Raw genomic sequence first — 18,215 nt, forward strand, 5'->3', positions numbered from 1 at the left:
CTTGGGTGAAGAGGCCGAAAGAACCCGGAAGTCGACACCCCCGAAGCACTCACAGAACGTCACAACTGGTCGAGGGCCTGAAGAAGCCGTCCAGGTGCGAGCAGAAACGATCTGGCAGAAGGGCCGATTGGTCGGGGAGACTGGACACCGGCTGGAAGGCCCTGGGGCCAGCCTCTATGATCGGCACACTTTCCTGACCTTTCCTGCACGGACAGAGATCGAATACATGCGGGAGCGAGCGGTGAGCGGAACCTCCGAAGGGCCGGCGCCCGCGGCAGACCTCGACCGGCCGGTCGTCACAGAGAGTGAGATCGATACGTCTCCCCGTACCGAGCCCCTGTCGCGGCCGCCCTACCGTGCCGTCTTCGCGGCCGCTCCCCTCGCCATGGCCGTCGTCGACCGCGAGGGCCTGGTCGTCCGGGCCAACGACGCGCTCGCCGCGCTGCTCGGCAGCGCCGCCGACGAGCTGGCCGGATCCGTCGCCGCCGACCTGGTCGACCTCACCTCCGACGCCCGCAGCTGGCACGCCTACCGCGAGGTGCTGCGCGGCCGGCAGTCCCGGCTGCGCTGCACCCGCCGCCTGAAGCACCCCGACGGGCACTCGCTGTGGGTGCAGGTGACGGTCGCCCCGCTGCCCGACGAGGACCGGGCCGTGCTGCTGTCCGTCGCCGACATCAGCGCCCGCCGGGAACTCCAGGCCCGGCTGCGGCACTTGCAGATGCACGACCCGGTGACCCGGCTGCCCAACCGCACGCTGTTCTTCGAACGGCTGACGGCCGCGCTGGAGGCGGAGTCGTACGAGCAGAGCGGCACGGGCCGGATCGGGCTGTGCTACCTGGACCTGGACGGCTTCAAGGCCATCAACGACACGCTCGGCCACCGCGTCGGCGACCGGCTGCTGGCCGCCGTCGCCGAGCGGCTGACGCGCTGCGCGGAGGAGGCCGGCCGGTCCCGCGCCAGCATCCCGCTGGTGGCCCGGCTCGGCGGGGACGAGTTCGCGCTGCTCGTCGAGGACTCCACGGGCACCGAACAACTGGCCGAGCTGGCCGAAGCGGTGCTGCGCGCCGTCCAGGACCCGTTCGACCTCTCCGACCGGCGGCTTTCGGTGTCGGCGTCGATCGGGGTCGTCGAGCGGCACGCGGCGGGGACGACCCCCACCGCCCTGATGCAGGCCGCCGACACGACGCTGTACTGGGCGAAGGCCGACGGCAAGGCCCGCTGGACCCTGTTCGACCCGGAGCGCAACGCCCACCGCATGACCCGCCAGGCCCTCGCCTCCACGCTCCGGCCGGCCATCGACCGGGACGAGTTCCGGCTGGAGTACCAGCCCCTGGTCGGCATGGAGGACGACCGGCTGCACGGGGTCGAGGCGCTCGTGCGCTGGAACCACCCGCAGTTCGGCGTACTGACGCCGAATCGGTTCATCGGGCTGGCGGAGGAGGACGGCTCGATCGTCCCGCTGGGCCGCTGGGTGCTGCGCACGGCCTGCGAGCAGGCCCGCCGCTGGCAGCTCGACCACCCGGACGAGCCGCCGATCTTCGTCAGCGTGAACGTCGCGGTGCGCCAGATCTGGGACTCGGACCTGGTGGCGGACGTCGCCCGGACCCTGGCCGAGACGGAGCTCGCGCCGCACCTGCTCCAGCTGGAGCTGACGGAGTCGGCGGTGATGGGTTCGGCGGGCCGTCCGCTGCAGACGCTGAAGGCCCTGAGCGACATGGGCGTGCGCATCGCCATCGACGACTTCGGCACGGGCTACTCGAACCTGGCCTACCTGAGCAGGCTGCCGGTGTCGGCACTGAAGCTGGACGGGTCGTTCGTGCGCGGCTTCCAGTACGACGACCGGGAGGCGGCGGCCCGGGCGAACCCGGCCGACGAGGTCGTGGTCGAGGCGATGATCCAGCTCGCGCACCGGCTGGGGCTGACCGTCACGGCCGAGTGCGTGGAGACCTCGGCGCAGGCGACCCGGCTGCGGCGGATCGGCTGCGACACCGGACAGGGCTGGCTGTACTCCCGCCCGGTGTCACCGGACCGCATCTCCGAGCTGCTCGGCACGCCGGACGTTCAGGCGGAGGCGGGCGTCACCAACCCGTAGGCGTCGGCGATGAGTTCGTAGCTGCGCAGGCGGACGTCGCCGCCGTGCGCGTTGGCCGTGATCATCAGCTCGTCGGCGCCGGTGCGCTTGGCGAGGTCGTCCAGGCCGGAGCGGACCTCGTCCGGGGTGCCGTGGATGACGTTGGCGTTCCAGGAGTCGACGAAGTCGCGCTCCATGGGGCTGAACTCATACGCCTCGGCCTCCTCCGGGGTGGGCACGAGGCCGGGGCGGCCGGTGCGCAGCCGGACCATGCTGAGGGCCGCGGCCAGCACCTGGCGGCGGGCCTCCCGCTCCTCGTCGGCGGCGAGCGCGGAGACGCCGATGAGGGCGTACGGCGCGTCGAGCACGGCGGACGGCCGGAAGGACGCGCGGTACAGGTCCAGGGCCGGGATGGTGTTCTGCGCCGAGAAGTGGTGGGCGAAGGCGAACGGCAGGCCGAGCGTGCCGGCCAGGCGGGCGCTGAAGCCGGAGGAGCCGAGCAGCCAGAGGGGCGGGCGGTGCGGGGACTGCACGCCGCCGGGGGAGGTGGCCTGGACCGGGCCGGGGACGGCGTGGATCCGGCGGTAGGGGTGCCCGTCGGGGAAGTCGTCGTCGAGGAACCGGGTCAACTCGGCGAGCTGCTGGGGGAAGTCGTCGGCGCCCTCGCCCAGCCGCTCGGTGCGGCGCAGGGCGGCCGCGGTGGCGCCGTCCGTGCCGGGGGCGCGGCCGAGGCCGAGGTCGATCCGGCCCGGGGCCATGGCCTCCAGCGTCCCGAACTGCTCGGCGATCACCAGCGGGGCGTGGTTGGGCAGCATCACGCCGCCCGAGCCGAGGCGGATGCGGTCGGTGTGGGCGGCCAGGTGGGCCAGGATCACGGCCGGGGACGAGGAGGCCACGCCGGGCATGGAGTGGTGCTCGGCGACCCAGTAGCGGTGGAAGCCGCGGTGCTCCGCGAGACGGGCCAGGTCGACGCTGGTGCGCAGCGCGTCGGAGGCGGTGCGGCCGGCCCCCACGGTGACCAGGTCCAGTACGGAGAGGGGGACGGGGGCGCTGCCCTGCGCTGCGCCGCGAATCTCGTCTGCCGCCACGGTGGGGTGCCTCCTGCTGTGGGCCGTGTGCTGTCGTTCCGGCTCTAACAGGGGACTGTCTCCGCTTATTCCCGGCCGCGACCCGGGGGCGTCAGGCGGCCTGCTCCCAGTCGCTCCGCGCGCAGCCGGGCGGGGGCGGGCGGTCGGCCTTCTCCCGGGCCCGCAGGACGGTCCAGGCGAAGGCGGTGGCGGCGAAGAGCCACCACGGCAGGAGCCACACGGCGCCCCACCAGCCGGCGCGCGGCTGCCCGAGCACGTCCACGGCGGCGCCGGCCATGGCCGCGGCCAGGCTCCAGCACAGCAGACGGGCACAGAGCCGGACAGCGCTTGCGGGGGATCTGAACGGGCCCGGTTCGGCCATCGGGGAGTCCTTCACGGCACGACTGGCGGCGGACGTGGCCAGTGTGCACGGGACGGACGACAGAGGGGGAACGCGCTTTCGGTCAACTCAAGCGCCCTGCGGGGCGGCGGAGTTGAGCATTCCTCAGCTCCGGGCGGGCGACGGGGGCGGGTGCGCCCCCCTTTGTCCCGAATAAGCGGTAGGACCGATTCCGGCCCGCATGGCCGGCGCGCTCGAGGGCAGCGCGCCGTGCCACCGCCTGCCCGGAGGGCACCTTGGGCGGCATGACGAGGCGTGCGGCGCGATGGCTCGGGGCGACGTTCACGGTCGCCGTCGGACTGAACCTGGTCGAGGCGGTCGGGGACCCGAGCGGGCCGCTCTGGACGGCGGCCAGGGCAGCGGCGGGGGCGGCCTTCACACTCGCCCTCATGACCTGGGTCGCCCTGTGGCTGCTCCGGTGGCGCCGCGGGAGGAGCTGATGCGCACAGGGCCCGGCGAGGCCGGCGGGCGCGAGCGTCTGCGGGGCGCCCGCCGGGCGGGCTGCTTCGGAGCCTTGGGCGCCGGGCCTCCGGAACCGTTCGACTCCGGCGTCGGGTGGGATCTCCCCCTGTCCACGGCCGTCGGGGCCGTCGCGGGGGGGGAGTCGTCGGCTTCGTCTTCCCCTCGGTCCTGTCCCGGCGGCGCCAGAAACGGCCCGCCCGCCCGGCTCCGCCCCACCCGCCGCCCGAGCGGAGGGGGTGAGGCCGTGCCGCCCGGCTCACGCCTGGATGATCGGCTCCCTGGTGAACAGCGCACCCAGCTCCGGCGCGTTCACGCGCCGGTCCGCCAGGCGCAGCGCCTCCCAGACCGTGACCTGGTTGGCGGTGAGGACCGGCTTGCCGAGTTCCTTCTCCAGGGCGGGGATGTGCGCCGCCGTGTGCAGGGCCGTGTCGGGCAGCAGGAGCGCCTCCGCGTCGGGGTGGTCGGAGTTCCGGGCCAGGGCGAGGAGTTCCGGCTCGCCCCACGTGCCCACCTCGGCCGCGGTGATGATGCCCGAGCTGCTGACCGACACGACGTCGACGCCGTCGGAGCGCAGGAACTGCGCGAAGAGCTGCGCCACGTCCTCCGGGTAGGTCGCACCGACCGCGACCCGCCGCACCCCCAGCTCGCACACCGCGTGCACGAACGCGAAGGACGTCGAGGAGGCGGGCATCCCGGCCGTCCGGGCAAGCGTGCGGACCTGTTCCTGCGCGCCGTCCCAGCCGTGGACGAAGCTGCCGCTCGTGCAGGCCCACACCACGGCGTCCGCACCGGCGTGCCGCAGTTCCTGCACGCCCGTCGCCAGCCGCCCGGCGGAGCCCATCTCCAGCAGTGCGTCCACCCGGTGCGCGTCCTCACCGATGTCGGTGTGCACCAGGTCCACCCGGATGTCGCTGCCCAGCAACTGCTCGATGCGCGGGTAGTCGTCCTCGGCGGAGTGGCCCGGGTAGAGGAATCCCAGTGCTGTCATGTCCAGCCTTCCTGCTGCTGCTCTTCTTCCGGCACGACGGGACCGGGGTCCGCCCCCGGCGGTACGGGGCCGGAACGCGCCGCCGGATTGATCAGCGCTTGATACGGTCCCACCGCACGGGTACCCAGTCGGCGCAGCGCCGCCCACATCGTCACTTGGTTGGCCGAGATCACCGGGATCCGCAGCTCCGCCTCCAGCTGGGGGATCACGTCGTAGGTGGGCAGGTTGGTGCAGCTGATGAACAGCGCGTCGGCGTCGTCGCGGACGGCCTGCCGGGCCATGTCCACGACCTCGCGGTAGGGGACCTTCCAGATGTGCCGGGTCAGCCCCATGAAGGCGCAGCCGGAGATCGTCACACCGGCCTGGGCGACGTAGTCCTGCAGGGACCGCGTGACCGAGACCGTGTACGGCGTCACCAGCGCGACCCGGCGTACCTCCAGCTCGACGAGGGCCTCGAGCAGTGCCCCGGACGTGGTGATCGCGGGGACGGCTCCGGCCCGGCTCATGGCCTCGCACATCGCGCGTTCGCCCATCATGCCGCCGACGAAGCTGCCGGACGTACAGGCGTAGGCCACGACCTCGGGGGCGATCGCGATGAGCGTGCGCACCGCCTCGCTCAGCGTCTCGTGCTCGCTGACCAGGCGGGCGAGGTCGAGGCTGACCTCGACCGGCACGTACGGGGTGCGGGTCATGTGCAGGGAGACGCCGTCCGGGACCCAGCGCCACAGCTCGCGGTCGAGGGCGAAGTCGAAGGGGGCGACGACGCCGACCCCGCGCTGCGGGCCGGGCCCGCCGAGAAATGAGACGTCCATGGCAGGCACCGGCCTCACGCTGGGCAACGAGTACGCAACGGATCGTGGGAACGCCCGTGTTGACGACGGTAGGTTCGGGTGCGAGCGTGGTCAATCCGCCCGGATCACCCCTTGGTCAACAGCGGGTTAACTCGTCGTCACCGACCGGCGCCGCACGGCCCGCCGGCCCGCCGAACGGCTGGAGAAACGGCTGCTCATGCCCACCCCCACCCTGCTCGTCCTGGACGCCGAACCCCTCCCCCGCCTCGGCCGCCTCACCGGTCGCGCGCGCATCGAACACACCGACGCGGCGGGACTCGCGGAGCACCTCCCGCGTGCGGACGCACTCCTGGTGTGGGACTTCACCTCGCGCGCCGTCCGGGACGCCTGGCCCGGCGAGGGCCCGCGCCCGCGCTGGGTGCACACCGCGAGCGCCGGGGTGGACCATCTGATGTGCCCGGAACTGGCCGCCTCCGACACGGTCGTGACCAACGCGCGCGGCGTCTTCGACCAGCCGATCGCCGAGTACGTCGCCGCGCTCGTGCTGGCCATGGCCAAGGACCTGCCGCGGACCCTGGAGCTCCAGCGGGAGCAGACCTGGCGGCACCGCGAGTCGCGCAAGGTCGCCGGGAGCCGGGCGGTGGTGGTCGGTTCCGGCCCGATCGGCCGGGCGATCACCCGCACCCTGAAGGCGCTCGGCGTCACGACCGCGCTGGTCGGCCGGGCCGCGCGCGCCGGCGTGCACGGCCCGGAGGACCTGGACCGGCTGCTGTCGCGCGCCGACTGGGTGATCGCGGCCGCGCCGCTCACGGACCGGACGCGCGGCATGTTCGACGCCCGCCGCTTCGGCGTGATGCAGCCCTCCGCCCGGTTCGTCAACATCGGCCGCGGCGGGCTCGTCGTCGAGGACGCCCTCGCCGAGGCCCTGGACAAGCGCTGGATCGCGGGCGCGGCCCTGGATGTCTTCGAGACCGAACCCCTCCCCCGGGACAGCCCGTTGTGGCGGGCCCCGGGCCTGATCGTGTCCCCGCACATGAGCGGCGACATCGCCGGCTGGCGCGACGAGCTCGGCGCCCAGTTCGTGGAGCTGTACGAACTGTGGGCGGCCGGCGCGCCGTTGCGGAACGTGGTCGACAAACAGCGTGGGTACGTACCCGGACACTGACGTCCCTGGGAGGGTGGATGACCGAGCTCACCGAGCTGACGGCCGTACGACTGCTCGACGGGTACCGCACGGGCGAGTTCAGTCCCGTGGAGGCGACCCGGGCGGCGCTGGAGCGGGCCGAGTCGATCCAGCCGGAGGTGAACGCCTTCGTGCGGCTGACCGCCGAGGAGGCGCTGCGGCGGGCCGGGGAGTCCGAGGAGCGCTGGCGGCGCGGTGAGCCACGGGGACTGCTCGACGGAGTGCCGGTCACGGTGAAGGACATCCTGCTGCTGCGCGGGGCGCCGACCCTGCGCGGCTCCAGGACGGTGGACCCGGCGGGGCGCTGGGACGAGGACGCCCCGTCGGTCGCCCGGCTGCGGGAGCACGGGGCGGTGTTCCTCGGCAAGACGACGACGCCCGAGTACGGCTGGAAGGGCGTCACGGACTCGCCGCTGAGCGGGGTGACCCGCAATCCGCACGACCCCTCACGCACCGCGGGCGGTTCCAGCGGCGGCAGCGCGGCGGCCGTGGCACTCGGCGCGGGGCCGCTGTCCCTGGGCACGGACGGCGGCGGCAGCGTCCGCATCCCGGCCTCGTTCTGCGGGATCTTCGCACTGAAGCCGACCTACGGGCGGGTGCCGCTCTACCCGGCGAGCGCCTTCGGCACGCTGGCGCACGTCGGCCCGATGACCCGGGACGCGGCGGACGCGGCCCTGCTGATGGACGTCATCGGCCACCCGGACTCGCGCGACTGGTCGGCGCTCGCTGCGCCGTCCGGGTCGTACGCGCGGGCACGGGCGGGCGGGGTGCGCGGGCTGCGGGTGGCGTACTCGCCGTCGCTGGGCGGGCAGGTGGCGGTGCGGCCGGCGGTGGCGGCGGCGGTGCGGCGGGCGGTGGAGCGGCTCGCGGAGCTCGGCGCCTACGTCACGGAGACCGACCCGGACCTCACCGACCCCGTGGCGGCCTTCCACACCCTGTGGTTCAGCGGGGCCGCGCGGGTCACTCAGCACCTCGCCGAGCACCAGCGGGAGTTGCTCGACCCGGGCCTGCGGGAGATCTGCGCGCGCGGCGCGCGGTACTCGGCGCTGGACTACCTGGCCGCGGTGGACGTCCGGATGGACCTGGGCCGCCGCATGGGCCGCTTCCACGACAGCCACGACCTGCTCGTCACGCCGACCCTGCCGATCACGGCGTTCGAGGCGGGCGCCGAGGTGCCGAAGGGGTCCGGCCACCGGCGCTGGACGGGCTGGACGCCCTTCACGTACCCGTTCAACATGACGCAGCAGCCAGCGGCGAGCGTGCCGGTCGGCTTCGACGGGGACGGCCTGCCGGTCGGACTGCAACTCGTGGCCGCCCGGCACCGGGACGATCTGGTGCTGCGGGCGGCCCACGCGCTGTACGAGGCCGGGGTGGCTCCGGGCAGCCGGCCTACGCCCTCCTGAAGCGGAGCGTCTCCCCCGCCGCTCCGGACCTCCACAGGTCGTTGCACGCCTCGGCCATGGTGTCCAGGCCGTCGACGACCTGGCCCCAGACGATGCCGGGCACCCAGCCGACGTCGCCGTTCAGCAGCAGGTTGTTGCGCTCGTAGAACAGGGCCAGGTCGACGAGCGTGGTCCCGGCGCGGACCTCGCGGTCGTAGCCGTAGGCCTTGGTCCCCAACTCTGCCCCGGCGAAGGTGAAATAGCACAGATCGCCCGGGATGGGGGTGATGGTGGGATTCTCCAGGGGTGGCTCGTTATCGGCGAAGGGCGGGAAAAGGGCGTAGATCTCGTTGCGCGCGTACTTCGCGTGGTAGACGTCGCCGGCCAGCGGAAGGGAGTCCCAGACGGCCGCGCACGTGATCGGCGCGCGGTCGTCCAGCAACCTGGCCGTGCAGGTCACGTCGCGCTTGACCAGCGAGACTTCGATGTAGCGATCAGCCATGCCCTCCATGGGAGGTCCCCCGGCCGCCCGCGGTCAAGGGCGCGCGGGGGAGGTGGGGGGCTTGAAAACACCGGCATAACTCGGATGCGGTCGGGTAGCCGCGCGCCCATGGCTCCACCACAGAGAAGCCCACTGAGAAGTCTCGAACGACGTCCGGAACGAGGTGCAGAGCAGTCCCGGCCCGGCTCCGGGCCCACCCGCCGATCGCTGCTCGCGGGGGTCGCGGCGCTCGGTGCGCTGGGCGCGGCCGGCTGCAGCAGGGTCGCGACCGCCTCGGACGTCGAGGGCGGCGACCTCCTCGACCGCCTCCGGGCGGCGGGCGTGGTCCGGCTCGGCATCGCCGGTGAGATCCCGTTCGGCTTCATCGACCGGAACGGCGAGCTGACCGGAGAGGCACCGGAACTGGCCAAGGTGATCTTCAAGCGGCTCGGCGTCGACCGGGTGCAGCCGGTGCCGACCGAGTTCGGCTCGCTCATACCGGGCCTGAACTCCCAGCAGTTCGACGTCGTCGCCGCCGGGATGTACGTCAACGCCGAGCGCTGCGAGCAGGTCATCTTCTCCGACCCGGACTACCAGATGCTCGACGCGTTCATCGTCCGCAAGGGCAACCCGAAGGGGCTGCGCAGCTACCGGGACGTCGTCGCCAGGAAGGCGAAGTTCGCGACCGGGACGGGATACGCGGAGATCCGGTACGCCGTCGAGGCGGGCTACAAGGAGAGCGACATCCTCATCGTCCCGGACCAGGTGGCGGGGCTGAACGCCGTCGAGGCCGGGCGCGTCGACGTGTTCGCCGGTACCGCGCTCACCGTGCGCGAGGTGGTGAAGAAGTCCGCCAAGGCGGAGGCCACCGAGCCGTTCAAGCCGATCGTCGGCGGCAAGCCGCACGTCGACGGGGGTGCCTTCGCGTTCCGGCCGACCGAGACGAAGCTGCGGGACGCCTTCAACGGGGAGCTGCGCAGGCTCAAGAAGAGCGGCGAACTCTTCCGCATCCTCAGGCCCTTCGGTTTCACCGAGGCCGAGATGACGGACCTGACCGCGAAGGAGCTCTGCGGCGGATGACCTCAGGACTCTGGGAACTGGTGCTCAAGGGCGTCTGGGTCACGGTCCAGCTGCTCGTCTGCAGCGCGCTGCTGGCCGCCGCGGTGTCCTTCGTCGTCGGCGTCGCGCGCACCCACCGGCTGTGGATCGTCCGCTTCCTGGCGGGCTTCTACACCGAGGTGTTCCGCGGGACCTCGGCACTGGTGATGATCTTCTGGGTGTTCTTCGTGCTCCCGCCGGCCTTCGGCTGGCAGCTGGTGCCGCTGTGGGCGGGGACGCTGGCGCTCGGCCTGACCTACGGGGCCTACGGCTCGGAGATCGTGCGCGGCGCGCTGAACGCGGTCGACCCGGCGCAGAAGGAGGGCGGGATCGCGCTCAGCTTCACGCCCTGGCAGCGGATGCGGCTGATCCTGCTGCCGCAGGCCGTGCCGGAGATGATCCCGCCGTTCTCCAACCTGCTGATCGAACTGCTCAAGGGCACCGCCCTGGTGTCCATCATGGGCATGGGCGACCTGGCGTTCAGCGGCAACCTGGTGCGTCTGGCGCTCCAGGAGAGCGCGGAGATCTACACGTACATCCTGCTCATCTACTTCGTGATCGCCTTCCTGCTCACCCGGGTGATGCGCGGTCTGGAGAAGAAGCTCAAGGCGGGGGTCGGCCGGAAGGCCGGAAGCGGGACCCGGGCGCCTGAGCCGGTCGCGCTGGAGGCGGTCCGATGAACTGGGACTGGAGCGCGGTCTCCGGCTTCATGCCGGACTTCTGGGAAGGCCTGCTGGTCACCCTGCAGATCCTGGTGCTCGGCTCGCTGATCTCGTTCGTGCTGGGCCTGGTGTGGGCGCTGCTGATGCGGGTGCCGTCGCGCTGGGTGACCTGGCCGGTCGGGGCGGTCACGGAGTTCGTCCGCAACACCCCGCTGCTGGTGCAGCTGTTCTTCCTCTTCTACGTGCTGCCCGAGTGGGGCCTGACCTTCTCGGCGCTGGCCACCGGTGTCTTCGCGATCGGGCTGCACTACTCGACGTACACCATGCAGGTCTACCGGGCCGGTATCGAGGCCGTGCCGGCCGGCCAGTGGGAGGCGGCGACGGCGCTGAACCTGCCGCTGCGCCGGACCTGGACCGCGGTGATCCTGCCGCAGGCGGTGCGCCGGGTCGTGCCCGCGCTCGGCAACTACGTCATCGCGATGCTCAAGGACACGCCGCTGCTGATGGCGATCACCGTCCTGGAGATGCTGGGTCACGCGCGCCTGTTCTCGCAGGAGCACTTCCAGTTCACCGAGCCGCTGACGGTGATCGGAGTGGCCTTCATCGTCATTTCCTACCTGGCCTCCCTTGCCCTGCGAGCCCTGGAGCGACGCCTTGTCCACTGACACCCTCCCCGACCCCGAGAAGAACCCCGAGAAGAACCCCGCCAGGAGCAGCGGCGAACTGATCCGGCTGGAGCAGGTCACCAAGCGCTTCGGCGACCACACCGTCCTGGACCACCTGGACTTCTCCGTGGACGCCGGCAAGCACGTCACGCTGATCGGCCCGTCCGGCTCCGGCAAGACGACGATCCTGCGGCTGCTGATGACGCTGACCAAGCCCGACGAGGGCACGATCACCGTGGACGGGGAGCGGCTGTTCCCGGCGCCCGAGAAGCAGGTCCGCGAGGTCCGCAAGAAGATCGGGATGGTGTTCCAGCAGTTCAACCTGTTCCCGAACATGACGGTGCTGCGCAACATCACCGAGGCGCCGGTCACGGTCCTCGGCATGTCCAAGGACGCCGCCGAGGAGCGGGCCCGCGAGCTGCTGGAGCTGGTCGGTCTGACCGACCACCTCGACAAGCACCCGGGGCAGCTGTCCGGCGGCCAGCAGCAGCGGGTGGCGATCGCCCGGGCGCTGGCGATGCGCCCGCGGGTGCTGTTGCTGGACGAGGTGACCTCCGCGCTCGACCCGGAGCTGGTCGCGGGCGTGCTCGACGTGCTCAGGGACATCGCCCGCTCCACGGACATCACGATGCTCTGCGTGACCCACGAGATGAATTTCGCCCGGGACATCTCCGATCAGGTGCTGATGTTCGATTCGGGCCGGATCATCGAGTCCGGTCCACCGGAGAAGATCTTCAGCGAACCGGAGAAGGACCGCACCCGGGAGTTCCTCAGCGCAGTGCTCTGACTACGGCACGTGAGCAGGCAGAACATGGGACCATCGGACTGGGGCATGCTCCTGGCATATGCCAGGGTGTCATTGCCCCAGTTCGGATGCCCGGGAATCTTGTCAACCCCCGCTCCGCGCCGGGGCTTTGCCGGTTAACCTGGACACGGTTCACTGACCGGATTACGGCCCTACAGCAAGCGCAGGGGGAGACCACCGTGGCGCTGAAGCACGAGCCGACCACCCCGTATCACTCGGCCCAGGAAGCCCTGCGCGTCCTGGAGACGGTGGCGCGAAACAGTTCGGGTGTCACCGACGCCGAGCTCGCCCGGCGCACCGGCATGGGACCGGAGCGACTGACCACGCTCCTGCGCATGCTGCGCCGCGAGGGCTACGTCGAGCAGATCGCCGACGGCGCGTACGTCACGGGCGAGACGCTGGCCCGCCTCACCTCCGCCCGCCGGCGCGAGCAGGCCCTGCGGGACAAGCTCCAGCACACCCTCGACCGGCTGCGCGACTCGGTCGGCGCCGCCGTCTACATGAGCCGCTACGTCGACGGCGAGATCAGCGTCACGCAGTACGCCGACAGCCCGGCCACACCCAAGGTCAACGAGTGGGTGGACTTCCGCTCCTCGGCCCACGCCACCGCCATCGGCAAGAGCCTGCTCACGCAGCTCGACCACGCCGGCCGCCGCGACCACCTCGCCCGGCACAAGATGGCCCGCCTCACCTCGCGCACCATCACCAGCGACCGGCTGCTGCTGTCCCGGCTGGAGGCCCAGCCGCCGACCGTGCCCGTCCTGGACCTCCAGGAGTACGCGGTCGGCACGGTCTGCGCCGCGGTCCCCATCACGGCCGGATCCTCCGTCGGCTGCCTGGCCCTGTCCCTGCCCATCGAGCACGCCCACCGCCTGCGCCAGGCCGCGGACACCCTCAACCGCAACGCCGCACCGGTCCTGCTGTCCATGGCGATCTAGCGCCGCCCCACCTGGTCCGGAGCACCCCTCGGGACCAGGTAGTATTTTCTCCGTCGCCACCGCGGAACACGGTTCCAGCGGTCGGCGGGAGTCATGCGCCGCTAGCTCAGTTGGTTAGAGCAGCTGACTCTTAATCAGCGGGTCCGGGGTTCGAGTCCCTGGCGGCGCACCCGTGTGAAGGGCCTCTCGTGGGAGCGAGGGGCCCTTCGGCGTGTACAGGGGTCAGGGCGCCACGGACGTCCCCCCCTCGACCCCGGAGACGAGATTGTCGTACGGGCCCGTGGCCTGGCCGTACGCGGTGAGGAAACCGGCGCAGAACAGGGCGATCACACCGAGGAACGCCAGCAGGCCGACGGCGGTCATCGCTCGTCGCGCCCGGCTCGGCGCCTGGGCCGTGGCCACGATCCGGCGGCCGGCGGTGTAGTGGACGGTGACGTAGTCGCTCTCGGCGGTCGTCGCGGGGCCGCCGTCCTCCTCGAAGGTGATCACCCGGCCGTCCGGCGTGATGAACTCGTACACGTGGTGGAGCACACCCCGCCCCGCCGGGTAGGCCCCGAGGCACCGCGCCTCGGCCGTCAGCCGGCTGTCCCAGGCGCCGCGGAGCCGCCACCAGCACCGCACCGCGCGGCAGGCCATCCAGACGGCCAGTGCCACGACCAGGCCGGGCACGACGTAGAGGATCACGTACATCGCGCACCCCCGCGGTCGGTGCGCCGGCCCCGAGCGGCCGGCGTGGGAGGAACCTACCCACGCCGGCCGCGGCGGTGACTCAAGGGAACCTCAGAGGTTCAGAAGGTGACGTCCGAGCAGGCGTAGAACGCGTTGGCCGTGTCGGCGATCGTCCACACCGCGACGATGACGTGCCGGCCGCTGAGCCCGGACGGCAGCCTGCCCGTGTGGGAGAGGGTCTGCGGCGGGCGCTGCCCGTTGTACGGCACCGTGAAGAACGGTGTGAGGTTCAGGTCGGACCGGGCGAGGTTGTGGTTCTGGTTCCAGCCCGGCTTGGTGATGTAGTACTTGAAGTCGGTCGTGGCGTGCATGGCCGTGAACTGCCAGCGGAACGTGTAGTTCTGGCCGCCCGTCACCTGCGTGGCGGGCCACGCGCCGCCGGACGGCGTGCGGGGCGCGCTGAGCTGGCTGAAGTGGCCGACGCCGCCGTTGCAGATCTGCCCGTCGGCCGGTCCGGAGGCCGGGAAGCCCTTGGGCCCCTCGACGCTCTGCGGTTCCCACTGGATGGAACCGCAGTTGGTCACCGTGCCGTTCTGACAGAGCTTCTGCCGGCTGATGGGGAGGTCGGTGTAGCCGTGGCCGCTGGCGCCGCCGGAGGAGAGTACGAGGGCTCCGGTCGTGGCCAGTCCCACCGCGACCGCGGACAACTTGGTCCTTGTGCGCATGCTGCCGCTCCTGGAGAACGTGGGGGAGTTTCACTGAGGCGTGCATGTAGGTCTAGACCAAGTCTGAGAGTATGACCGTTAGTTGAACATGTCCATACCAATCACGGACCTGTTTCCCCGCGGCCCGAACAGAACGCCACCGTCAGGTCCTTCACCAGCGCCTTGCGCTCGTAGTCGTCGAGTTCGACCAGCCCCCGCATGGTCAGCCGGGTCACCGTGTCCTCCACCGAGTCCACGACCGAGGTGAGCACACTCGCCCGGTGCCGGGCGTCCAGGGCGGCGATCCGGCGGCGGTGCATCGCGGCCGCGACCTCCGGCGCGTACTCCACCCGCAGCGGCTGCACGGAGAACACCTCCAGGCCGACCGGGGCGGCGTCCGACGCCACCAGCCGGGTCAGGGTCTCGGCCGCCGCGTCCCCGGCCCTCTTCGACCCGCCCGGCGTCTCCACCGGCACCCGGGCCAGGGCCGCCTCCACGCACTCGCGCAGATACGACTCGTGGTCCTCGACCCCCAGCATGGCGCGCGCGGTGTCACGCACCCGCCACACCACCTGCACGACCACCCGCAGCGCGACCCCGCTCGCGTCGGCGGCCGGCAGCGGCTCGCTGCGCCAGTGCCGCAGCCGCACGTCCACCCGCCGGCGCAGCAGCAGCGGGTTGACCCAGAGCAGTCCGGAACGCCGGACGGTCCCCCGGTAGCGACCGAACAGGTCCAGCACCCAGGCCCGTCCGGTGCGGCCCCGGGCCAGCCCTCCGAACCCGAACAGACCGAGCGTGCCGGCGCCCGCGTACGCCGCCCACTGCGCGGGACCGAGCCCGGCCCCGGCCTGCGCGGGCAGTCCCAGCGCCTCCAGCAGGAGCGGCGGCAGCAGCCCCGCCCACCAGGAGGTCGCCGCGCACCCGGCCGCCCCGCACGCCCCGGCCAGCACGCCCACCGCCCCGGGCAGCACCCGCGCGGGCCGCTCCGCCAGGTCGGGGTCGGCCTCCGGCACGGGCCGCGGTGCCGCCCCGGGCGGGCGCCGCAGCCGGGGCTGCTCGCCCGTGCCCTGCCGGCGGCCGACCACCGCGGGCCGCAGCGCCACCGTGGCCGGGTCGGGGTCGTCGCGGAACAGCAGGTGGACGGGGATCTCGGTGGTGGCCTCGTTCTGGATGAGCCGGGCGGGCCTGGCCGGCCCCTCGGCCGGTCCGTCGGGCTCGGACGTGTGGGAAGTGGTCGTACTCATGCGTGCCTCCAGCCTCCGCGCCAGATGCGTCACAACGGTGGTCCCCGGCGGACCTGGGCGCGGGTCCGCCGGGGTTGCGGCCCCCCTTGTCGGGGCCTACGAGAACAGCCGCCGCCAGGTCTCCGGCCCCGGGTAGCCGTCGGCCGCGCCGCCCCGCCAGCCCTGGGTGCGCTGGAACGCCTCCACGGCCCGCCGGTCCGCCTCGCTCCAGCGCGGCCCCGGCCCGACGGCGTAGAACCTGCCGAACCCCTTCCGTACGAGCTGCCGACCGAGCCGGGTGACGTACGCGTTGTCGGCGCCGGGCCGGAACGCCGCCCGCCCCGGGTAGCCGGGGACGCCGTGGGAGGACGGCGGCGGTCCCACCGCGCCGCCCTTCACGTCCCTGCCCTCGCCCGTGACCAGCAGCTCCCAGGTGCGCGGGCCCGGCAGGCCGTCGGCGTCGGCGCCCGTCCAGCCCTGCGCCAGCTGGAAGGCCCGGGTCGCCCGCCGGTCCGCGTCCGTCCAGCGCGGCCCCGGGCCCGACGCGTAGGCGGCACCGGCGCCGCGTGCGACGAGCATGCGGCCGAGCAGCGTGACGTACGTGTTGTGCGCGCCGGGGCCGAAATACGCCGCCCCCGGGAAGGGCGTGGCCGCCGGTGCGCCCGGCTGCCCGCCGTCCGGTTCCGGGGCCGGTTCCTCGGTCGTGACGCCCTTGTACCGGTAGGGGACGTACCGGTCGGAGTCGCTCCAGTAGGCGTACGGGGTGGACTGCCGGCGGGTGTGCGGACGGGTCTGCTCGTAGGCGAGGTAGGAGCGGTGGGTGGCGTCCGTCCAGCCGCCGAAAACAGTGACGTGCGAGCCTTTCTCGGGGTCGGCGGCATTGTGGAACAGCAGAATGTCACCCGGCTGGAGTTCCTCTTTCGTGATGGGATCCGCGTACTGGGCGAGGCTGCCCGTCCATTCGTTCCCGGGCAGCTTCCAGGCCATCGAGACATAACCCGAGCAGTCCTGCCGGTAACCGTCGGACCAGTAGGCCGTCATGCTGTACGGAACTTTCGCCGCGACCCAGGTCCTGGCGCGGTCGATGATCTCCGTGCGGGTGATGGCGGTGGGCTTGCGAGGGAGCGCCGGGCGGCCGCCCGGGCCGTGCAGCGGCGCCCGGTCGCCCTGGGGGGTGTCGGGCTCCTCACCTGCGGGAACGCCCGGCCGGTGGGGGGCGTGCGGGATGACGGCCGCGGCGGGTGCGGTAGGTGTGGCGCCGAGCGCGGCGGAGGTGACGGCCGCCAGGGCGAGGGCCCGGTACGCGGCCGGGTGGGCGGTGCAGCGGCCGGCCGGGGAATGCGGCAGGACGCGGCGCCAGTGGACACAGCCGGGGCAGTCGCAGTCGCTCGCGGGGTCGAATTCCTCGAATACCGGAGACTCCATGCGATTCCCCTCACACTTCCGGCGGAAAACGCGGTGCCCGTGGACGTCCGGGCGCGCGTCGCCAGTTTCGCAACTGTCTTCCGCACGCGCATGCTGACGGTCCGAATGATGTACGCGGGCCTCCCGGCGGGAGGCCGTCCGGGCCCGGGCGGGTGGTCGGGAGCACCTCCGGGCGTCCTGTAGAGTTGTGCCGTCAGCGCGCGCCGCTAGCTCAGTTGGTTAGAGCAGCTGACTCTTAATCAGCGGGTCCGGGGTTCGAGTCCCTGGCGGCGCACCGACCGGAAGGCCTCTCGGCGACGAGGGGCCTTTCGCATGTCCGGGACCTCCGGGCCAGGCCCCTTTCCTGGCCGGAACTTTTCTCTGGCCGGAACCGGGGCCACCGCACGTTTGGCCGGATACCCTCTCGCCATGGCAGCGCGTGACCTTCAGGAGCGGATCAAGAAGCTCATCATCGACCGCAGACTGGCCTCCGGGGCCCCGCTGCCGACCGAGCCCGAGCTGATGGAGTACCTCGGCGCGAGCCGGAACTCGGTGCGTGAGGCGCTGAAGGCGCTCCAGGCCATGGGCATCGTCGAGATCCGGCACGGTTTCGGCACCTACGTCGGCCCGATGTCCCTCGCCCCGATGATCGAGGGCCTGGCCTTCCGCACGGTCGCCGGGCACTACCGGGGCGAGGACTCCCTGCTCCAGCTGCTCGAACTGCGCGAGGCTGTGGAGACCGGCCTGGCCTCCCGGCTCGCGGGGCGGATACCGCCGGACGACCTCGTTGAACTGGACGCGCTCGTCGGCCGTATGGAAGAGCAGGCCGCGCAGGGAGCCGGCCTCGCGGAGACCGACCGGGCCTTTCACGCCACCCTCTACCGGGGGCTGGACAACGTGCTGCTGAGTGAGGTTTTGGAGGCGTTCTGGGACGCCTTCCACCGGGTCCGGACCGATCTCGGGGGTGTGCCGCAGGACCCGAAGGTGACCTGCCGGCAGCACCGGGAGATCCTGGACGCGGTACGGTCGGGCGACGCAATGCGGGCAGAGGAGGCCATAAGGGAGCATTTCGGCAACATTCGCGCCCGCCTGTCCACAACGGCTCCACAGGGTCCTCACACGCGCCACAATGAACGCGTATGACCGGTAAACACCGCGTTTCGCATCTTGCGATCATGATGATCGCCGTAGAACCCTGGTTTCCTGGTTTTTCAAGATGCTG

At 72.2% G+C, this 18,215-nt stretch carries 19 protein-coding genes and 2 tRNA genes; 12 read left to right on the top strand and 9 right to left on the bottom strand.

All coding sequences use genetic code 11. From position 1 onward, the window contains the following. The first annotated feature begins 226 nt into the window (after nt 1-226). Nucleotides 227-2,092: a putative bifunctional diguanylate cyclase/phosphodiesterase gene (locus ACPXCS_RS10480; protein WP_425947360.1), complete on the top strand. Its 1,866-nt coding sequence runs from the start codon at nt 227-229 to the stop codon at nt 2,090-2,092. Here the strand turns inward: ACPXCS_RS10480 and ACPXCS_RS10485 are convergent. Beyond that, entirely contained in the window at nt 2,062-3,159 is a 1,098-nt protein-coding gene (locus ACPXCS_RS10485; protein WP_425947361.1) for an LLM class flavin-dependent oxidoreductase, read from the bottom strand. The two genes, ACPXCS_RS10480 and ACPXCS_RS10485, sit on opposite strands and share 31 nt — an antisense overlap. Before the next feature lie 91 nt (nt 3,160-3,250). Continuing rightward, the gene (locus ACPXCS_RS10490; protein ID WP_425947362.1) at nt 3,251-3,520 is read right to left on the bottom strand and encodes a hypothetical protein; all 270 of its coding nucleotides are present in this window, start codon (nt 3,518-3,520) and stop codon (nt 3,251-3,253) included. Nucleotides 3,521-3,783: 263 nt separating this feature from the next. On the opposite strand from ACPXCS_RS10490, the gene ACPXCS_RS10495 reads away from it, so the two are divergent. After that, on the top strand, nt 3,784-3,978 hold the full coding sequence (locus tag ACPXCS_RS10495) for a hypothetical protein (protein ID WP_425947364.1): 195 nt from the start codon (nt 3,784-3,786) through the stop codon (nt 3,976-3,978). Between the two features lie 278 nt (nt 3,979-4,256). Here the strand turns inward: ACPXCS_RS10495 and ACPXCS_RS10500 are convergent, their stop codons facing one another. Together ACPXCS_RS10500 and ACPXCS_RS10505 are read right to left on the bottom strand one after the other, a co-directional pair. After that, complete coding sequence (locus ACPXCS_RS10500) at nt 4,257-4,988, bottom strand: maleate cis-trans isomerase family protein (RefSeq protein ID WP_425947365.1); 732 nt, start codon at nt 4,986-4,988, stop codon at nt 4,257-4,259. Next, nucleotides 4,985-5,800 (bottom strand): maleate cis-trans isomerase family protein, encoded by an 816-nt coding sequence (locus ACPXCS_RS10505; RefSeq protein ID WP_425947366.1) that lies wholly within the window; start codon nt 5,798-5,800, stop codon nt 4,985-4,987. The genes ACPXCS_RS10500 and ACPXCS_RS10505 overlap by 4 nt, the downstream gene beginning before the upstream one ends. Before the next feature lie 196 nt (nt 5,801-5,996). Here ACPXCS_RS10505 and ACPXCS_RS10510 point away from each other — a divergent pair, with 196 nt between their 5' ends. After that, complete coding sequence (locus ACPXCS_RS10510; protein WP_425947367.1) at nt 5,997-6,944, top strand: D-2-hydroxyacid dehydrogenase; 948 nt, start codon at nt 5,997-5,999, stop codon at nt 6,942-6,944. Between the two features lie 17 nt (nt 6,945-6,961). Beyond that, the gene (locus ACPXCS_RS10515; RefSeq protein WP_425947369.1) at nt 6,962-8,365 is read left to right on the top strand and encodes an amidase; all 1,404 of its coding nucleotides are present in this window, start codon (nt 6,962-6,964) and stop codon (nt 8,363-8,365) included. On the opposite strand, the gene ACPXCS_RS10520 is transcribed toward ACPXCS_RS10515, so the two are convergent. Next, complete coding sequence (locus ACPXCS_RS10520; protein ID WP_425947371.1) at nt 8,352-8,846, bottom strand: DUF3830 family protein; 495 nt, start codon at nt 8,844-8,846, stop codon at nt 8,352-8,354. The two genes, ACPXCS_RS10515 and ACPXCS_RS10520, sit on opposite strands and share 14 nt — an antisense overlap. A gap of 108 nt (nt 8,847-8,954) precedes the next feature. Between ACPXCS_RS10520 and ehuB the strand changes: the two genes are divergently transcribed. The 6 genes from ehuB (at nt 8,955) to ACPXCS_RS10550 (ending at nt 13,162) form a co-directional block, all read left to right on the top strand. Continuing rightward, on the top strand, nt 8,955-9,905 hold the full coding sequence (gene ehuB, locus ACPXCS_RS10525) for an ectoine/hydroxyectoine ABC transporter substrate-binding protein EhuB (protein WP_425947373.1): 951 nt from the start codon (nt 8,955-8,957) through the stop codon (nt 9,903-9,905). Next, a complete protein-coding gene (gene ehuC / locus ACPXCS_RS10530) occupies nt 9,902-10,603 on the top strand; it encodes an ectoine/hydroxyectoine ABC transporter permease subunit EhuC (RefSeq protein WP_425947374.1) in 702 nt (233 codons plus the stop codon). The genes ehuB and ehuC overlap by 4 nt, the downstream gene beginning before the upstream one ends. Further along, entirely contained in the window at nt 10,600-11,250 is a 651-nt protein-coding gene (ehuD, locus tag ACPXCS_RS10535; protein ID WP_425947376.1) for an ectoine/hydroxyectoine ABC transporter permease subunit EhuD, read from the top strand. Before ehuC ends, ehuD begins: the two co-directional genes overlap by 4 nt. Further along, the gene (gene ehuA / locus ACPXCS_RS10540) at nt 11,240-12,037 is read left to right on the top strand and encodes an ectoine/hydroxyectoine ABC transporter ATP-binding protein EhuA (RefSeq protein WP_425947377.1); all 798 of its coding nucleotides are present in this window, start codon (nt 11,240-11,242) and stop codon (nt 12,035-12,037) included. The genes ehuD and ehuA overlap by 11 nt, the downstream gene beginning before the upstream one ends. A 197-nt stretch (nt 12,038-12,234) precedes the next feature. Continuing rightward, nucleotides 12,235-12,993: an IclR family transcriptional regulator gene (locus ACPXCS_RS10545; RefSeq protein ID WP_425947379.1), complete on the top strand. Its 759-nt coding sequence runs from the start codon at nt 12,235-12,237 to the stop codon at nt 12,991-12,993. Between the two features lie 95 nt (nt 12,994-13,088). After that, nucleotides 13,089-13,162: transfer RNA gene (locus tag ACPXCS_RS10550), tRNA-Lys, on the top strand. A 53-nt stretch (nt 13,163-13,215) separates the two neighbouring features. Here the strand turns inward: ACPXCS_RS10550 and ACPXCS_RS10555 are convergent. The 4 genes from ACPXCS_RS10555 to ACPXCS_RS10570 all read right to left on the bottom strand — a co-directional run bounded on the left by ACPXCS_RS10555 (nt 13,216) and on the right by ACPXCS_RS10570 (nt 17,014). Next, nucleotides 13,216-13,683: a hypothetical protein gene (locus ACPXCS_RS10555; protein ID WP_425947381.1), complete on the bottom strand. Its 468-nt coding sequence runs from the start codon at nt 13,681-13,683 to the stop codon at nt 13,216-13,218. A 98-nt stretch (nt 13,684-13,781) separates the two neighbouring features. After that, nucleotides 13,782-14,387, bottom strand: a complete 606-nt coding sequence (locus tag ACPXCS_RS10560; protein ID WP_425947382.1) for a lytic polysaccharide monooxygenase auxiliary activity family 9 protein — start codon at nt 14,385-14,387, stop codon at nt 13,782-13,784. A 101-nt stretch (nt 14,388-14,488) separates the two neighbouring features. Then, on the bottom strand, nt 14,489-15,610 hold the full coding sequence (locus ACPXCS_RS10565) for an SPFH domain-containing protein (RefSeq protein WP_425947384.1): 1,122 nt from the start codon (nt 15,608-15,610) through the stop codon (nt 14,489-14,491). 96 nt (nt 15,611-15,706) lie between these two features. Then, on the bottom strand, nt 15,707-17,014 hold the full coding sequence (locus ACPXCS_RS10570) for a peptidoglycan-binding protein (protein WP_425947386.1): 1,308 nt from the start codon (nt 17,012-17,014) through the stop codon (nt 15,707-15,709). A 200-nt stretch (nt 17,015-17,214) separates the two neighbouring features. Between ACPXCS_RS10570 and ACPXCS_RS10575 the strand changes: the two genes are divergently transcribed. After that, nucleotides 17,215-17,288 (top strand) — tRNA-Lys (locus ACPXCS_RS10575). Between the two features lie 134 nt (nt 17,289-17,422). Continuing rightward, nucleotides 17,423-18,136: a FadR/GntR family transcriptional regulator gene (locus ACPXCS_RS10580; protein ID WP_425947388.1), complete on the top strand. Its 714-nt coding sequence runs from the start codon at nt 17,423-17,425 to the stop codon at nt 18,134-18,136. Nucleotides 18,137-18,215: the final 79 nt, after the last annotated feature.

It is taken from the genome of Streptomyces sp. DT190 (genome assembly GCF_049846985.1).
Lineage (GTDB): Bacteria > Actinomycetota > Actinomycetes > Streptomycetales > Streptomycetaceae > Streptomyces.